A 17,233-nucleotide genomic window follows, 5' to 3' on the forward strand; every position below is an offset into this window, starting at 1 on the left:
GAGCTTCGTTTATTTGGCTTCGACGATGATTTTATTGAAATAGTTGGGCGGAATCGGGTTTTAAAACACGCCCTAGTGACCTTCTCTTTTTTTCACCTTGTCTGAAGTGGACGTTCACCGTCAACCCAAAGCTTATCGGAGGTGTAAGATGATTTCTTTCAGGGCAAGTTCGTTTACAGGCAATATCCGGCTTTACCGGGTGCTGGCCGCCAAAGCCTACGCCCGCAACATCCAGTACAGAGGCTCGCATCTGCTGCATAATTTCGCGAGCAGCATCTTCGGCTATCTGTACGCCTGCATCTGGATCGGGCTCGGCCGCGACCATTCGCTCGGCGAATACGGCATGCTTGGCATGATGCACTACATTACGTTTACCCAGGCTTCGCTGTGGGTCTCGAGCTTCACGACGAACGGCCTCGGCATTCCGCAGTCGGTGCGCACGGGGCAGATCGCGCTCGACCTGATGCGTCCGGTCCATCTGTTCGCGCATCTCGCCGCCAAGGAAGCGGGGCAGATCGCGTATCAGTTTCTGTACAAATCGATCCCTGTCTACCTCATCATGCTGCTGGCGCTTGGCCTGACTCCGGCGGAGAACGGGAGGACGCTGCCGGTCGCGCTGCTTGCGCTGGCGGGAGCGGCGTATGTGTCGCTTTGTCTGAATTATCTGATCGGGATCAGCTCCCTGTGGACGACGGAATCCTCCTGGCTCTACTGGGGCAATCAGGCGATGATGAATCTGCTGGCCGGTTTTTTTATCCCGCTGCAATGGCTGCCGCTCTGGCTGCAGCATATCGCGTGGGCGTCTCCGTATCCGTTTATGCTCTATGCTCCGACACAGCTGTACCTGGGCAAAGGGGAACCCGTCCTGCTGCTCGGCACGCTGGCCTGGTGCGCGGTGCTGACTTTGCTGTGTCTGCTCGCTACGCGTCTGCTTCGGCATAAGGTGGAGGTGCAGGGAGGATGACGGAGATTGCGAATGATCGGACAAGTCGACTACGGGCGGTCCGAAGTTACATAAAGCTGTACCTCCTGCTGATCCGCACCAGTATCCGCAGCCGGATGCAGTACCGGTTCAATTTTGCGTTGGGAACGATCCTGGCGGCGCTGATCCAGCTGTCCGAATTCCTCATGGTGGCAATCGTGCTGGCGAAGTTCGGTTCGGTCCAGGGCTGGAGCGTACACGAAGTCGGGTATTTGTTTGCCGTGATGACTTTTTCCAAAACGATTTATCGCACTTTCGGGGACGAGGTGCATCATCTGGAGCGCTATCTGGTCGAAGGCGAGCTGGATCAGCTGCTGACCAAGCCCCTGCCCGTGCTGCTGACGCTGATGCCCCGCAGTTTCCGGGTGATGTTCGGGGAAGTGATCCAGGGCGGAGCGATTATGATCTGGGCGCTGGGCGCGATGCTGGGCAGCGGCCAGGTGACGTGGTGGGCGATTCCGCAGACGGTTTTTGCCGTGTTGACCGGAGCGGTGGTGCTGTTCGCGATCGGCCTGGCCACGGCGACATGCGGGTTCTGGACGACGCGGATCTCGATGCTGCAAAATATGACCGAAGACGCGGCGCAGACGGCGGCCCGTTATCCGCTCACGCTGTATCCGGACTGGATGGGCGGCCTGCTGCTGACGGCGATTCCGGTCGGGCTCGTCAATTATCTGCCGGCGCTGTACATTCTGCGGGGCGAGCTCGGAATCTGGGTATTTCCGCTGCTGGCCGCTGCCGCTTGTCTGGTGCTGCTGTTTGCCCTGAGATTCTGGACGTTCGGGATCAGCAGGTATCAGAGTACGGGAAGCTGAAAAGAAGCGGTGTGGTCATCGAAACGATTCGTAAAAGGAGCGGGACGGAGTATGCAAAATTCAGCCAGTCATTCGGATGCGGCGATCGAAGCTTTCGGATTGTGCAAACAGTTCAAAACGCCGGTCGTGGCGCAGGGGCGCTTCGCCGGCGTACGCTCGCTTTTTGCCAGGGAGTACCGGATCAAAGAAGCGGTGAAAGATATCGGCTTTACGGTGGAAAAAGGAGAATTCGTCGGTTATATCGGCCCCAACGGGGCCGGCAAGTCGACGACCATCAAGATGCTGGCCGGTATTCTGCATCCGTCTGCGGGACAAGTCAAACTGGCGGGTATCGATCCCCATGCCGAACGGGCGCGCTGCGCATCGGGAATCGGCGTCGTATTCGGTCAGCGAAGCCAGTTGTGGTGGGATCTGCCGGTCAAGGATTCGTATGATATTCTCGCCCGGATGTACGGAGTGAGCGACGCGGATAAGGACAGGCGGCTGGATCAGTTTGCGAAGCTGCTGGATTTGAACGAGTTCTGGGATACGCCGGTGCGCAAGCTGTCGCTCGGGCAGCGAATGCGGGCAGATATCGCGGCGGCGATGCTGCATGATCCGGAGCTGTTGTTTCTGGACGAACCGACGATCGGGCTGGATGTGAATGCCAAGCGGAATATCCGGGGATTTTTGAAAACGCTGAATGAAGAATTCGGCAAAACGATCCTGCTCACCACGCACGATATGGACGATATCGAGCAGCTGTGCCGCCGGGTGATGGTGATCGGGGGAGGACGCCTGACCTATGACGGAACGGTGGAAGGCCTGCGGCGGGAGATTGGACTGCCCACAGAGATCAAAGTGACGTATCGGGACGGCTGCACCGTTCCCGGAGAGCGGCAGGGAGCGGCGCAATCCGCGGCTCTCGGGACCGTCGGCGGGACGCTGCTGCCGCTGCGCATCGTAGCGCGCGGCGAGCACACGCTGACGGTCGAGGTGAACCGGCAGGAGACGCGGACCATGGATGTGCTGCGAGAGCTGGGAAGCTGGGGAGAGATCGACGATGTAGAGATGAGGGAGCCGGAATTCGAGGAGGTCATTCGGCGAATATACGGGTAATAAGCGAAGAGAGCAGGCGGGCAGCGGCGTTGAATGTTTCGGAGGCCGCCCCGCCTCCTAGGATCGATTCGACCGAAGCGGAGGAATCAAACCCATTATGCAGCAGGGGAAACCAAGGGATCATCGGCATTTGGGCCGGATTGCGGCAGGCGGCGCTGCGTTCATTCTGGCCGCGCTCGTCTATGTCGTGACGGAAGCGGTCTCGGCCGCCGCTTGGCAGAATCCGCCTTACTTCTATGCGTACAACTATATCAGCGACCTGGGCGTGGCAAGGTCGCTCACCATTGACGGCCGCGAGGTGCTTTCGCCGCTGGCGGCCGTCATGAACTTCGGATTTCAGGCCCACGGCTTGCTGTTCGCACTGGGCTGTTTGCTGGTGCTGCCGCTGCTCGACGGCAAAATGAAAAGATTCGCCTGCGCGGCAGCCCTCGTCCACGGCATCGGCAACGGGATGGTCGGTTATTTTCCGGGCGAATCTTATTCGGGCGTAAGCCCGCACGTCGTTGGGGCCGGCATGGCGATTCTGGGCGGCAACCTGGCGTTGATCGGGGCCGGCTTGTCGATCGGGCGCCGCGTCGGTGCCCGGGAAGACGGGGCTGTCCTGCGATTGTCGGACCGTCTGGTCCGCTTCGTCCCTCGCTTAAGCGGGATCGGCATCGGATTGGGCAGTTTCGGGATTGCGGCGCTCGCGATCATGGTCACCCGAGTGCTTGGCTATCCCGCCGTATTCGAACGCCTCTCCGTGTATACGATGACGGCCTGGGATTTACTCTTCGGCTGCTGCTTGTTGGCTGTTTGGTTCGCGTCGTCGCGGTCCAAGTCGGCCTGAACAGGGTCAAAGCCCCAAGAACTTCGCGACTGCGCTGAAGTTCTTGGGGCTTTTTATTGTCTGCGATGCGGATCTGCCCGTGATGCCGGGCAGGTCGATGGGTTCGTTCTGCCGCAGGCGAATCCGGGCCTTCGGTCCATTTTCTGTTCGGCCTCTCACAAATCGTGCGACAGCAGGGTATCCAGCGCTTTGCTGTATTTTTCCAGCCGCTTTTGATCTTTTTCCGAAGGCTTCTTGATCCGGGTCAGATCCATATTGTCCTGCAGATCGAGGATCTTGACCCTTGAAGCCAGACGGTTTTCTTTGATCCGAAGAATGAATTCGTGATAGTTCTCTTCTTCCCGCCGCGACAGGCGGTCGACCGCTTCGACGATCTCGTCGGAGAAGCCTTCGCTGCGCAGGTCGGCAAGCGTCAGGTCGCTGTCCTCGATTGTATCGTGCAGCACAGCGACGATCTGTTCTTCTTCGGTGAGCGCTTTGAGCATCAGCCGCAGCGGATGGAACACGTAAGGCCGGCCGCCTTTGTCGGTTTGTCCTTCGTGGCATCGGGCGGCGATCGCGATCGCTTTGGTTAATGTGGACATGGATATCCCTCCCGTATTTTTAATGAATCGAGTTTCAGGGAAACAACCCCGTTTACAAAAAGCCGTCTCCCGATGGAAGACGGCTTTTGCATTTCGCTTGAGAATTGAGGTCCGTTCACGGGATCCGAATCAGAAGTCGAAGTTGTCCGGATCCGGGCCGGTACGCTGGTTCTTGTTCAGTGCTTCAAGCGCGGTCACATCTTCCGGCGTCAGCGTGAAGTCGAACAGATCCGCGTTCTCGATGATGCGGCTTTCTTTGACGGAGCGGGTCAGTACGACCACGCCTTTGTCGAGTACCCAGCGGAGCAGGATCTGCGCCGGGGATTTGCCGTATTTGTCGCCGAGGCCGGTCACGACTTCGTTGTCGAACAGCAGACCGCGTGCGAGCGGGGACCAGGCTTCGACCTGAATGCCTTTTTGCGCGCAGTAGTTCAGCAGTTCGTTCTGGGTCAGCAGCGGATGGAATTCCACCTGATTGACCGCAGGCACGACTTCCGCGTCCGCGAGCAGATCGTCCAGATGATGCGGCTGGAAGTTGCTGACGCCGATCGAACGGATCCGTCCGTCTTTGTACAGCTTTTCCATCGCGCGCCAAGTGTCTTTGTATTTGCCTTGTACCGGCCAGTGGATCAGATAGAGATCGAGAACATCGAGTCCCAGCTTCTCCATCGTGGCGTCAAAAGCGGCCAGCGTCTCGTCGTAGCCTTGGTCGCCGTTCCACACTTTGGACGTGATAAACAGATCGTCGCGGTTGGCGCCGGACTCCCGGATCGCTTCGCCTACGCTTTTCTCGTTCTTGTAAGCCGCCGCGGTATCAATGCCGATATAACCGGCTTTGATGGCCGCTTTGACGGAATCCTTAGCTTCCTCGCCGTCTTGGACCTGCCATACACCCAGACCGAACCAAGGCATTTCCACGCCGTTGTTCAGTTTTACTTTTGCAGTCAAACTCGTCGTCATTTCAAATTCCTCCTCGTCGTCTATTCGGCGTATTCCGCAGACAGCGGAACCGCTATACAGTTACTTATTATAACAAACTTTATTCTTTTAACAAAATCCGTGCCGCACGCAGGTGCCGACATCGGTTCGTCCACGTATAAAATACCCTTCGGGTACATATTCAATCGGATTCGGGCAAAAGAGACGCGAAAAAGCCGAAATCCGCAGCGGATCGGAGCGGATTTCGGCTTTTTCGAATACGGGAAACGATTGACGCAGAAGCAGGTTCGGCAGACGAAGCTTCAAGTGAGGGCAATCCGGTTTTTCGTCCGCCGAACCGTTACGCTTCCGCTTCTTCCGAAGGTTTCGTGTACGGCACCCGCAGCAGCACGATCAATCCGATGACGGCCATGACGACGAGTGACAGCAGCGCGGCCCGGCTCGCCAGCGTACCGTAACCGGAGAGGGCCCAGGTCACGGAACCGTAGACGAGCGGCCCCAGTACGGAAGACAGTTTGCCGGAGAAAGCGAACAGTCCGAAGAACTGGCCTCTTTTGTCTTGGGGAGACAGTTCGACGATCATCGTGCGCGACGTGACCCAGAGCGAGCCCATCGCAACGCCGTACAGGCAGGCCGCAGCCCAGAAGACGGCATCGGAGAACGCGGCGGCGGCCAGAATCAGCGCAAGAATCAAGACGAGCGCTACGAGTCCGGACGACTTTTTGCCGCCGATCCGCCGGGTGATCAAGCCGAACGTATACGAGCCGATGATCGCCCAGACCGTCGCCACCAGGTACAGCAGGATGAACTGCCCGGCACTGAAGCCCATGACGGCCGTAGCGTAGATGCTCATCATGGCGATCGCGGTCGCGACAGCGTCGTTGAAAAAGAAGTAGGCGATCATGAACGTGAAGACGGCCCGGTGCTGCTTGGCTTCCTTGAACGTCTCGTAAATGTCCCGGTAGCCGCTGAAAAAGGACTTCTTCGTTCCTGCCGCCGAAGGAGCGGGCACCGGAGCTTTTTCTTTGTAGAGAAGCATGATCGGCAGCGAGAAGAGCAGGAACAGCGCGGCGGTGAGGACGAACGCGAGCGGGTAATCCCCGCTGCCCACGATCAGATAGACGACGAGGCCCATCAGCGTGCCGATATAACCGACCGCGACGCCGAATCCGGAGATCAGCGGCACCTGCGAACCGGTCGCGATATCGGGCAGCATATTATCGTAGAACAGCTGACTGGAATTGTAGAAGAATTTGGCGGCCGTAAAAAAGATCAGGACGATCACGATCGACAGCGGCAGGCCGAGCAGCGACGACGGACTGTCCGTATACGCGGCAAAGCCCATCAAGAACGTGCAGGCAATCGCGGCGAGCGCAAACGGAACGAGAAACGCCTTTTTGCGGCCGGTCCGGTCCATCCAGACGCCGAGCAGCGGAGTGAAGATGACGAGCAGCAGGCCTGCCGCGGCGTTGGCGTAGCTGATAAACGTGCTTGCGATCTGATCCATGCGTGCGTCTCCACCGAGCACCTGCTGCAAATACAGCGGGAAAAAGATCGTGACGATATTGGAGGAGAAAATCGTGTTCGCAAAATCGTACAGCGCCCAGGACAAAACCGGAAGCGACAGGAACAGCCCCGTGCCGGCTCCGCGTTTGCGGGTGCGGCGGGGCGGTTTGGAAGCGGCGAGCTGAGACATGGCAATCCCCTTTTCGATACAGAGTCGGAAGTCTTCTTAGACGGATCATACCATTATCGAAGCTCCGGCAAGAGGGGAAGCAGGCAAGATTTACGATCGGAAAATAATTTTGATCCTGGGTTTACGAAGCGCGCAAAGCGGCAGTCCATAAGATCGAATCCCTATCCGATAACTTGAGGTATTACCATTTATAGGATTTTTTCGAAAAGCGATGAAAGTCTTTGATGTCCTTGAAATTCGGTTTGCCGTGCAAGTAGGCAGGGTATGTAACTACAGATTGGGTACGAACGATTAAATGAAACATACACCGAGGAGGACGAAACGATGGAAAAGATGGCGATGGAAATGATGATGATGATGTGCATGGACGAAATGACGAGCAAGATGAACACGATGAAGATGTGTATGGAGAAAATGTCCGGCATGGAAGGCATGAACATGAAAGACATGGGTATGGATATGGACATGATGATGAGAAAAATGCAGGAGTGCGACGAGATGATGACTTCGTGCATGTCCATGATGCGCAAAGAAATGGAAATGTCCAAGTAAGATTTCCGAAGCCGGCTTAGGGAAGAACGGATCACAGAAAAGGCGGGCAGTTGAAGGCATGTTCGTACATGCCTTCAACTGCCCGCCTTTTCCCGCTGGAACGACGTGGACATCGACAGCGGCTACACCCGCACATGACGGGAACGGATACGCTGCGAGATGATGATGCGTTCGGTTTTGAGAGCCCAGACCTGCTCCTGCAGCCGATCCGCTTGAACGGAGCAGGCGCGCATGCCGACAAACAGAGTCTTCAGTTCTTCGTTGATCCGATCAAAACGTTCCCACAGCGCAGCCAAAGCGAGTTCTTCCTCGGACGCGGGAGGGACGGCGAGCTTTTCGCTCAGGGAAGCGGCCAGGGACGCCTGCCACTGCTTATCACCAAGCGAACCGGCGTAATTGTACAGATCCAGATAATCGTCTATCGACATTGAGAAAGTCAGCTCCTTTGATTTCTATTACCGAGTATTATACTAGGTTTTGTTGAATATGCAATCCGTTTTTAATCTTATCGGTGTTTGAGTGGGAGAAATGAACAGAAACACAGAACGATTTCCTAATACTCTTCGAATGGATTCGACAAATTCTCTTAAGAATAATAGGATACGAAAGAGAATATACAAGAGGAGAGGATTCAAAATGGGATACGGAAGAGGCCGGAGCCGGTTCCGGCTTCGAACGGCCGGCACGGCTCTGCTGCTGGCCTGCAATGTGGCATCGCTGCTGCTTGGAGGGGTCTATGGGTTTGTCGACGCTCCCGGAAGCGGATGGAATCTGTACGGAGTTCTGCTGCTGCTGACCCTGCTAGGGAATCTGCATATTGCAATGGGTCGGGGCGTACATAGAGGTTGGGAATACGGCTATCTGGCGCTGCACGTGCTTGGACTTGCGGCTGTGCCGGTATGGAACACGATATCTTCGTCGTCGCTTGGCGATCCGGATTCGCGCAGCATCGTATCGTTCATTATTGTGCTGGCGCTGTTCGCTTACGGAGCCGTCATCGCTTTCCTGCGTCTGCAAAGCGGAACTCTGGAAAAGGAAGACGGTCGTACGCGCGGCTATTCGCCTTACGGAACCGGCGGAGGAGGCGGACGTCTGCGCCGTATTCTCAAAGGCCTGCTGACCGTTTGGTTCCTGCTTAATCTGGGGCTTGGCCTGTATTTGTGCGCCATTTTGTTGGGCGGCGTCGACCCGGGCCTGCTGGAAGTCATTCTGCCGGAGTATGCCCTGTTCTTCGGATTGATGTTCCTGGGAGCGGCGGCGCTGCTGGTCAAGATGTACGGAAGCAAAAAAGGATTCTGGCGTTCGACTTTTCGGGGCGTGGTGCGTCTGACAGGACTGCTGATTCTGCTCGTCTGTGCGCTTCCGCTCGCTTCCGCGCCCAAAATCGTCAACGAAGGACAGGAAGCCTACACCCAGGCTTTCGGCGAAGATCCGACGAAGATGGAAGACGACGGAATGATGCGCAGTGCGTTTTTGCTGCCGGATTATTTCTATGGCGCCCGAACAGGTGATTACCGGGTGAAGACGGACATTGTCTATTATGAAGGAACCGAAGGCAAAGACGCCGGAAGAAAGCTGGCTTTTGACGTGTATATGCCGCCGGCCGATGCGAAGAATCTGCCGGGGCAAAACTCCGTGCTGATCCGTATCCACGGCGGCGGTTGGACGATCGGAGATAAAGGGGCCGGCAACTACGCGCAGATGAATAAATACTTCGCCTCGCGCGGTTATGTCGTCTTCGACGTGCAGTACGGTCTGAGCAATACGAAGAAATTCGTGGAATCGGCGGTCGTGCCCGAACAGGTGGTCGGCGATTTCGATATCGGCGACATGGTGCGGCATATCGGTCTGTTCACGACTTATATGGTGGAGCATGCGGACGAATACGGAGCCAATACCAAGTCCGTGTTCTTCTCCGGAGGTTCGGCCGGCGGACAGCTCGCGGCTGCGGCAGGCCTCGCTCCGGCCAATCCGGAATTCAAAGCTCTGTTCGATCCCGGCATGACGGTCAAAGGCATCATTCCGTATTATCCGGCGAACGGACTGGCGAAAGATTTGGGCATTGGAGGAGCGGACGGCTTGTCCGATCCGTCTCTGCTCGTGACAGCGAAGAGTCCTCCAGCGCTGATCTACCAGGGTGTAAACGACGGGATCGTCGGCGTGCAGGTAGCCCGCGATTTCGCCCAGGCTTACCGGGAAGTGGGCAGCGACAAGGTCGCCCTGGTCGAGATGCCGTTTGGTACCCACGGCAGCGACATGTATTTCCCGAGCTATTATAACGAACCGTTTACGTATCTGATGGAGCGGTTTATGCGGCAGTACCGGTAAGCTGGAACAGGTCGGTAGAGGATCCGGCGCATAAAATAAAGTATCAAACGCACATCAGCATGAACAAAAAAAGCGTTCCGGGGATCGATTCCCGGAACGCTTTTTGCAGTTGAAAGGTAAGGACAGGCCGCCCAGCATGAAGCAGCGAACGTGCCGGTGTCAGGAGCGGCCCGCTGCCGAATAAGGCCGTTCGGGCTGCGTATTGTCGCCCGGAAGCCCGCTTGGCGATTCGGCGGCTGCGGCTGCCGGAGCTTCCGCAGCGGAGGGCGCTTCGAACGGATAGGCGATATCCGTCGGCACGACCAGTCCCAGAGTCTGAAGCTCGCCGAGAATACACGCGACGTGGTAGCGGTAGATAACCGCCTGCGACTCTGCGGACAAAGCGCTGTCGGCTTTCTGGTTCGAGGTCTGCAGCAGGCTTGTTCCAAGACTCGCCACGCCTTCCGGATCGTCATCGGTCAGCAGCCGGATCATACGCATATGGGAATACGTATTGCGATAAACGTCCAGTTCCTGTTCGATACGCGAGACCAGATTGTGATTTTTGTTTTGGACCAGATCGAATTCTTCTTTGTAGGTGTCGCAAAATTTTTGCAGCTCGGCCAGGTCTTTTTTGAGCGGACTGATATGCACGCCTCCGCCCTGCCGCAGCAGCTGATGCGCAAGGGTACTCAGATGCCGGCGCACCGCCAGGCGGGATCTTTCCAGATTGCGGTCGTGTTTGGGCGGAATCAGGAAATAGTTGACCAGAACCGCGACGCCGATCCCGAGCAGCGTATCGAGCACCCGGTGCAGCGCGTAGGCGAAAGCCGGTTCTCCGACGCGCAGATTCAGCATGATCGCCAGGAACACGATGCAGGCAATCGAGACGGATTTGTTCCATTTCAGCAGGTTGCAGACGGCGATGACGCAGATGATGCCAAGGGCTGACAGATAGGCGTTATGCGGCTCGATAAAAGCGAACAAGCCCCCGAAAGCGGCACCGACCAGCGTGCCCATCGTACGGTTTTTGCCTGCCGTATAGGAGCTTGTGATCGAACTTTCCATGGCAATGACGGTGGCGATCGCCGCATAGAAAGGATATTCGAGTTTGAGGGCAAAAGAAATCAGTACGCAGAGAAGCACGGCAACGGCCGTTTTGATATTCCGCATCCCGATAGAAAATCTCATAAGGGTTTCAAGTCCTTCCCGATCGGATTTCAAATTTAAATAACCCATTTTCAAAATGCTTACCCATGTGAAATATTATACGTACTATATGGACCCAGGGCAATTGTCGAAACGATGAAGAATTTGCGAAAAGGGGAATCCCCGGTTAAGGTGGAAAGGAAGAGATGAGACGAGGAGGCGAAGAAGGATGATCGAAGCGTTTATTTTCGACATGGACGGCGTCATTATCGACAGCGAACCGCTGCATTTTGACGTAGACCGGCAGGTACTGGAGTATTACGGGTATTCGATTACGCAGGAGCAGCTGGAAGGATACGTCGGGATGACCAATCCCGAATTCTGGTCTATCCTGCGCGGCGAATACGGGATGAGCCAGACGGTGGAAGAAATTATCGAATACCAGCTGGGGATCAAGATCGATGTGCTGAAAGCCGCGCAGATGCAGCCGATCGAAGGGATTCGGGAACTGATCGCCGAACTTCAGAGCGGCGGCATCCCGCGTGCGATCGCGTCTTCTTCTCCCCGTGTGTTCATTGAAGCGGTGCTGGAGAAGTTCGGACTGCAGGGCGAGTTCGATTTTGTCGTCAGCAGCGAAGAAGTGCCCCGGGGCAAGCCGTCGCCGGACGTCTATCTGCACGCGGCCGAACTGCTCGGCGCCGATCCGTCGCGCTGCGTCGTGCTGGAAGATGCCCGGCACGGCATCGCCGCCGCCAAAGCGGCCGGTATGCACTGTATCGGATTCGTGAATCCGAATTCCGGCAACCAGGACCTGTCGCGCGCCGACTTGATCGTCAACGATATTCGGGATATCCGGCTGGCGGATCTGGCGAAAGTCGAAGAAAAGTAAGCGCAGCAGTGAGAGTGGCAGTGGAGTAACATTCCGCCGCGGGGTAGGCAAAGCCCCGCAGGCGGCAAAAAGGTACAACAAAAAGCGGCAGGAACGCTGAGGCGTCCTTGCCGCTTTTTTAAGGAGATTTCAGGATTAAACAACCTTGGATTCTTCTCCGCCGCCCAGACGGGTCAGGTCGCGCAGCGCTTCGATCATGCTGTCGAGCTGCGTCACGCTGTCGGAGATCTGCCGGACGGAATCGCGCTGGCGATACACGCCGCTTGCGGCAAGTTCCACCGAGGCGGATGTCTGCTCGCTGATCGCCGAGAAGTCGGAGACCTGGCCGGCAATACCTCCGTTGAATTCTTGCAGACTGTCGATATTGCCGCTGATTTCGGCCGATTTGGACAGCACATTCGCCGCGTCCTGCGTGATCCGTTCGAACAGCTCGCCTGTCTCGTACGTCCGGCTTTCCAGTTCTTCGATCGTCGATTCGTTCAGTCGGACAGAATCGGCTACGATGCCCGTCTGGCTGCGGATCTGCTGCAGCAGTCCGGCAATATCGGCAGCCGAGGTCTGCACGTTGCCCGACAGACTGCGGATTTCGCCGGCCACTACCGCGAAACCCCGTCCCTGCTCGCCTGCGCGCGCCGCTTCGATACTCGCATTCAGCGACAAAAGATTGGTCTGGTTGGCGATTTCCGTGATAGCGGTCAGGATCGCCTGGGCTTCTTCGGCGTAGCGGTTCAGCAGACCGACCTGCGACGCCGTCTCGCTCATGCTGCCGCGTACACGCGACATATCGCCCCGAAGTTCGTGGGCTTTGAGGCTGCCTTCTTCGGTCAGTCGGGTCGTACTGAGCGACAATTCATTCATTTCGTCCGTTTCCCGGCGGATTCGCGCGATATTGTCGCCCGACTGGATCATCGCTTCATTGATCTCCTGGATATTCTCGGCCTGGATTTCGATGCCTTTGGAGATTTCGGCGAAGCTGCCCGCGGCTTCTTCGGCGATCCGGCTCGTCTCGCCCGCTCCCGATGCCACCGACTCGCCAAAGCTTTTCAATTCGTTCGAGGAACGATCCACTTCGCCGAGCAGATCTTCGATCATCCGCTGCTGCTGGGCCGATTCTTCCAGCATATTGCGGCCGAGTACGCACACCGCGTAGCTGCAGGCGCCGACCATGAACATGACGATATACATGACCGCATAATCGAGCGCGCCGTAAGTCGGGACATAAGCGTTAACGAACAGCTGGAATGTCAGAGAGAGTACTCCGACAATCGTGGCCAGCACGATAACCGGTTTGGAGAGATAGACGAGCGACAAGGTCACATAGATAAACAGGGCTGCCCAGATGACCCCGCTCGGAATAAACAGGAACAAGACATTGCCTACAACGAAACAGCCGATGACCAGCGCGTATTTTCCCCATTCCCGTCCTGCCGTACCTTTGTAGAGAGCATAGTAGCCGATCATCAGCAGGACGTTGATCCCGAGGACGGTAAGCATGCTGGTGAGGGAAACGAGGCCGGTCAGCCAGAGAATCACGAAGATCGGGTACAAGGAGATCAGCAGCGATTCAAGCGTGTAGAAAATAAGCGTGGAGGAGTGTCTTTCGAATTTGGTCGGCATAACGGTTCTTCCCTTCTTTCTCGGTGAATGTAAAAAATCATAAAAGCGGCGAAGGCGCCGGAATTTCAGCTAACTATGTTATCGTCCGCAGCAGCGTTTTGGTTCACATCAATTGGGCCGGATTTGTATGTTTTGCGTTTTCTTTTTCGGGGGATGAGGTAATGATTAGCGTGAAAAGGCGACAAACGAAGGAGGAATTGACGAATATGGCGGAAAATGAACCTACCCCGCAGGAGCATACGCTGGATAACAGCCTCGCTCTGCTCAAAGACGGATACGACTTTATTTTCAAACGGCGCCGGGAAATGGACTCGGATATTTTCCAGACCCGGCTGCTTGGGCAAAAAGCGATCTGTATCGGAGGCAAGGAAGCGGCCGAATTATTCTATGACACCTCCAAATTCCAGCGTTCCGGTGCCATCCCGAAACGGATTCAGAAATCGTTGTTCGGCGAAAACGCGATCCAGACGCTGGACGGCGACGCGCACCGCCACCGCAAGATGCTGTTCATGTCGTTGATGTCGCGCGAGCGCTTGGACGTCTTCATGGAGCTGTTGGCGGAAGAGTGGGAAGCGGCAGCCGACAGATGGGCACAGCTCGAAGAACTCGAACTGTTCGGCGAGTCGCAGGAACTGCTGCATCGCGCGGCCTGCCGCTGGGCCGGCGTTCCGGTCGAAGAAAAGACGGCACGGCAGAGGGCCAACGATATGGGCGATATGGTGGAAGCGTTCGGAGCGGTCGGTCCCCGCCATGCGGCCGGACGCCGGGCGCGCAGACGGACCGAAGACTGGCTCGAAGGCTACATTCTTGACCTGCGCGCCGGCGAGGTGAAAGCTCCGGAAGACACGGCCGCTTATGCGATGGCATTCCACCGCGATCTGCAGGATCGCGAACTGGACGCCCGCATGGCGGCGATCGAGCTGCTTAACATCGTTCGGCCGATCGTGGCGATCGGACGCTACGTCGTGTTCAGCGCGATTGCGCTGCACGAACATCCGGAATACCGGGCCAAGCTTGCCGCGGACGAAGGGAAGTACCGGCAGTGGTTCGTGCAGGAAACGCGGCGGTATTATCCGTTTACGCCGTTCCTCGGCGCTTCCGTCATTCATGACTTTACATGGCAGGGCCACGAGTTCGAGGAAGGCACGATGGTGCTGCTCGACATCTACGGCACCACGCATGATCCCAAGCTGTGGGAGGAGCCGGATACGTTCAAGCCGGAACGCTTCGAACATTGGGGCGGCAGCCCGTTCGATCTGATTCCGCAGGGCGGAGGCGACCACCGGGGCGGGCACCGCTGCGCGGGCGAGTGGCTGACGATCGACGCCATGGCGGTGAGTCTGGAATTCCTCGCGAACCGGCTGGAGTATGAAGTTCCGGAGCAGGATCTGGGCCTCAGCCTGTCACGGATGCCGGCGCTGCCGGAGAGCCGGTTCGTGATGAAGAATGTGCGGCGCAAACGCGGAGCGGGCGCTTTATCGGGCGTGTGAGAATTAGGAAGAAAGCTTCGGGCAGACAAGGCGCCCGGAGCTTTTTTGTTAGGCGCAAAGCAGGAGAAATATGGGGACAGGGAGAATTTCTTGAAGCTGCAAGAAAGTGAGCAAGAAACACAGGCAAAGACCTGACAAGGGAGTGCCACGATGAACGCAAATGGGGACAACACGAAAGAACGGACCGGTCATCGGGGGATGATCGGCCGGAAATGGGCAGCGGCTGTATTAGCGGCTCTGATCGTAGGAACAGCCGGCATGCCGGCGTATCCGGTCCAGCCGGTATCGGCCGCCGAAGTCCAGCAGGGGAGCTACACCCAAGATCAACTGGACGGATTGGCTTACCTGAACGGGATTCGGGCAAAAGTGGGCGTAGGCCCGTTGGAATTGGAGCCGAGACTGACCCAGGCGTCGCAGTCGCACGCCGCCTACTACAATCGGCATCATTTTGAAGGCTTGTCGGCTCATAACGAGACGCAGGGAACAGAGGGCTTCACGGGGAGTTCGCCCAAGGAGCGCGCCCAGACGGCCGGTTGGTCGGATACAAGGTCGCTTGGGATCGGCGAAGTGATGTCTTACAACAAAGCGACAACACGGGAAGCGATCGACGCTTGGCTGAGCACCGCCTATCATCGCAAGATTATTTTGGACGGCAGGTACAAGTGGGTCGGAATCGGGCTGCAGGAAGGCACGGCGGTGATGAACCCCGGTTTTTTGGACTACGCGCAGCTCGATCCGGCAGTGAACGTATACCCTTATGACAAGATGACCGATGCCGATATCGGTTTTTATGGATTCGAGAACCCGAATCCGCTCGATCTTTTTGGAGTTGAATATTCCGGCGGCATCATCTCGGCTTCGTCCGGTCGGGATATCGAGTCGTTCCATGCGGCGATCACGGATTCCAAGGGACAAGAAGTTCCTTTTTACAGCGAACTTCAGTACGACACGCTATACCTGTATCCGAAGGAGATTCTGGACGGATACAGCCTCTACTCCGTAAAGCTCGATTATACGGTGAAAGGCGAATCGCAGCCCCGAAACAGAATCTGGTCGTTCACGACCGGAAAAGGACGGACCCTCAAAAGGCTGTCTGCCCAGTACGACGAGCTGGTGCTGAATCCGGGAGCCAAGCTGCCTCTGCAGATTACGGCGCGGTATACCGATGGAACGTCCGGTTCGCCGAACACGTCCCCTGCCTATTCCAGCAGTTCGCCCGCCGGGCTGAGAGTCTCCGCAGACGGCGTGCTCGAAGCGCTCAAACCCGGCAGCTACAAGGTGACAGTAGGCTCGGGATCGGTGCGCACAACCGTGCCGGTCAAAGTATTCGAGCCGCTCAAAAGCAAAAATTACCCGTCCGTCGATCCCGCTAAAGTCAAAGACATTGCCGGGCACTCCGACCGGGAAGCGATTGAGTGGGCGCTGCGCAGAGGCATTGCCGCGCCGGACGCAAACGGGAATTTCCGCCCAGGCGACCCCGTTACCGAAGCGCAGTTCCTTACTATGCTGCTGCGCACCTATAGAGTGGACGATGAAGCCTATGCTTCCAAGAAGAAGAGGTACTGGGCAGAGGGCGCTTATCAGGTAGCGAAGGACCGCGGGCTGCTGCTGTTTAGTACGCGTCCCGGCAAAAAGGAATTCCGCGACCAGCCGATCAATCGCTACCGTGCAGCCGGATTGATCGCTTCGGCAGACGGAGTGAACTTCGATTTTTCCGATGCGGTGGACTATGTGCTGATCCGGGATTACATGCGCGGAACGTCGGGCAATCAGAGCTGGAGCTTCGGCTCCGATCTTATCGTCACCCGGGCGCAGGCGGCCGCTATTCTGATGAAGCTGCAGTCGGGAATGAAGCAGCTGACGGGCGCGCCGTCATCGCTCACGCCGGAGGAGAAGCTGCCGGGAGAGCTGTTCCCGGAAGTGTATACGAAGCCGGAACTCGGCGAGAAGACGCTGATTGCCGAATTCCGGGCGGACGGGACGCTGCGGATGGAAGGACAGTTCCGCGATCAGGCGAACCGGCAGCTGGACATTCAGGTAGACGAGCGCAGCGAAGAAGGACAGAGCCTCGGTGAACTCGAGAAGATCCCGGTTCAAACCGATGGGACAGGCCGCTTCTCCGTTACGTCCTCGAGGATCTATACGGAAGGGCAGCTTAACGTTTACTTCGGAACAGAAGAGGTATCCTATTTTATCCAGGTCAAAAAAGGCACGCTTAACGCTTCGGACTATTCGTATGAATCCGAATAACCGGATAATCGTTCCGCTTGGCCAACACGACAAGCA

The 17,233-nt window shown here is 56.9% G+C and carries 15 protein-coding genes; 9 read left to right on the forward strand and 6 right to left on the reverse strand.

What is annotated here, in order from left to right; genetic code table 11:
• The first annotated feature begins 148 nt into the window (after positions 1-148).
• The 4 genes from HRQ60_RS20870 to HRQ60_RS20885 all read left to right on the forward strand — a co-directional run bounded on the left by HRQ60_RS20870 (position 149) and on the right by HRQ60_RS20885 (position 3,724).
• Complete coding sequence (locus tag HRQ60_RS20870) at positions 149-964, forward strand: ABC transporter permease (protein ID WP_172199796.1); 816 nt, start codon at positions 149-151, stop codon at positions 962-964.
• A complete protein-coding gene (locus HRQ60_RS20875) occupies positions 961-1,797 on the forward strand; it encodes an ABC transporter permease (RefSeq protein ID WP_172199799.1) in 837 nt (278 codons plus the stop codon). Before HRQ60_RS20870 ends, HRQ60_RS20875 begins: the two co-directional genes overlap by 4 nt.
• Positions 1,798-1,848: 51 nt before the next feature.
• Positions 1,849-2,895, forward strand: a complete 1,047-nt coding sequence (locus tag HRQ60_RS20880) for an ABC transporter ATP-binding protein (protein ID WP_172199802.1) — start codon at positions 1,849-1,851, stop codon at positions 2,893-2,895.
• Positions 2,896-2,992: 97 nt separating this feature from the next.
• Positions 2,993-3,724, forward strand: a complete 732-nt coding sequence (locus HRQ60_RS20885) for a DUF998 domain-containing protein (RefSeq protein ID WP_172199806.1) — start codon at positions 2,993-2,995, stop codon at positions 3,722-3,724.
• Between the two features lie 155 nt (positions 3,725-3,879).
• Here HRQ60_RS20885 and HRQ60_RS20890 read toward each other — a convergent pair whose 3' ends face one another.
• The 3 genes from HRQ60_RS20890 to HRQ60_RS20900 form a co-directional block, all read right to left on the reverse strand.
• Complete coding sequence (locus HRQ60_RS20890) at positions 3,880-4,308, reverse strand: GTP pyrophosphokinase (protein ID WP_172199808.1); 429 nt, start codon at positions 4,306-4,308, stop codon at positions 3,880-3,882.
• A gap of 129 nt (positions 4,309-4,437) precedes the next feature.
• On the reverse strand, positions 4,438-5,268 hold the full coding sequence (locus HRQ60_RS20895; protein WP_172199810.1) for an aldo/keto reductase: 831 nt from the start codon (positions 5,266-5,268) through the stop codon (positions 4,438-4,440).
• A gap of 319 nt (positions 5,269-5,587) precedes the next feature.
• Complete coding sequence (locus tag HRQ60_RS20900) at positions 5,588-6,943, reverse strand: MFS transporter (protein WP_172199812.1); 1,356 nt, start codon at positions 6,941-6,943, stop codon at positions 5,588-5,590.
• Positions 6,944-7,267: 324 nt separating this feature from the next.
• Between HRQ60_RS20900 and HRQ60_RS20905 the strand changes: the two genes are divergently transcribed.
• Positions 7,268-7,495, forward strand: coding sequence for a hypothetical protein (locus HRQ60_RS20905; protein WP_172199814.1), 228 nt, complete (start codon positions 7,268-7,270; stop codon positions 7,493-7,495).
• 122 nt (positions 7,496-7,617) lie between these two features.
• Here HRQ60_RS20905 and HRQ60_RS20910 read toward each other — a convergent pair whose 3' ends face one another.
• Positions 7,618-7,923, reverse strand: coding sequence for a hypothetical protein (locus HRQ60_RS20910; RefSeq protein WP_172199816.1), 306 nt, complete (start codon positions 7,921-7,923; stop codon positions 7,618-7,620).
• A 208-nt stretch (positions 7,924-8,131) separates the two neighbouring features.
• Between HRQ60_RS20910 and HRQ60_RS20915 the strand changes: the two genes are divergently transcribed.
• Positions 8,132-9,823: an alpha/beta hydrolase gene (locus tag HRQ60_RS20915; protein ID WP_172199818.1), complete on the forward strand. Its 1,692-nt coding sequence runs from the start codon at positions 8,132-8,134 to the stop codon at positions 9,821-9,823.
• Positions 9,824-9,982: 159 nt separating this feature from the next.
• Here HRQ60_RS20915 and HRQ60_RS20920 read toward each other — a convergent pair whose 3' ends face one another.
• Positions 9,983-10,993, reverse strand: a complete 1,011-nt coding sequence (locus HRQ60_RS20920) for an FUSC family protein (protein WP_172199820.1) — start codon at positions 10,991-10,993, stop codon at positions 9,983-9,985.
• A gap of 187 nt (positions 10,994-11,180) precedes the next feature.
• Here HRQ60_RS20920 and HRQ60_RS20925 point away from each other — a divergent pair, with 187 nt between their 5' ends.
• The gene (locus HRQ60_RS20925) at positions 11,181-11,840 is read left to right on the forward strand and encodes an HAD family hydrolase (protein WP_172199822.1); all 660 of its coding nucleotides are present in this window, start codon (positions 11,181-11,183) and stop codon (positions 11,838-11,840) included.
• 135 nt (positions 11,841-11,975) lie between these two features.
• On the opposite strand, the gene HRQ60_RS20930 is transcribed toward HRQ60_RS20925, so the two are convergent.
• Positions 11,976-13,457 carry a methyl-accepting chemotaxis protein gene (locus HRQ60_RS20930; RefSeq protein WP_172199825.1) on the reverse strand — a complete coding sequence of 494 codons (1,482 nt, stop codon included), beginning with the start codon at positions 13,455-13,457 and terminating at the stop codon, positions 11,976-11,978.
• A 206-nt stretch (positions 13,458-13,663) separates the two neighbouring features.
• Between HRQ60_RS20930 and cypC the strand changes: the two genes are divergently transcribed.
• Both cypC and HRQ60_RS20940 read left to right on the forward strand, forming a co-directional pair.
• Positions 13,664-14,947 carry a CYP152 family fatty-acid peroxygenase CypC gene (gene cypC, locus HRQ60_RS20935; RefSeq protein WP_172199828.1) on the forward strand — a complete coding sequence of 428 codons (1,284 nt, stop codon included), beginning with the start codon at positions 13,664-13,666 and terminating at the stop codon, positions 14,945-14,947.
• Positions 14,948-15,097: 150 nt separating this feature from the next.
• Positions 15,098-17,197, forward strand: coding sequence for a CAP and S-layer homology domain-containing protein (locus HRQ60_RS20940; protein WP_172199830.1), 2,100 nt, complete (start codon positions 15,098-15,100; stop codon positions 17,195-17,197).
• Positions 17,198-17,233: the final 36 nt, after the last annotated feature.

The organism is Saccharibacillus qingshengii, from assembly GCF_013185195.1.
Classification (GTDB): domain Bacteria; phylum Bacillota; class Bacilli; order Paenibacillales; family Paenibacillaceae; genus Saccharibacillus; species Saccharibacillus qingshengii.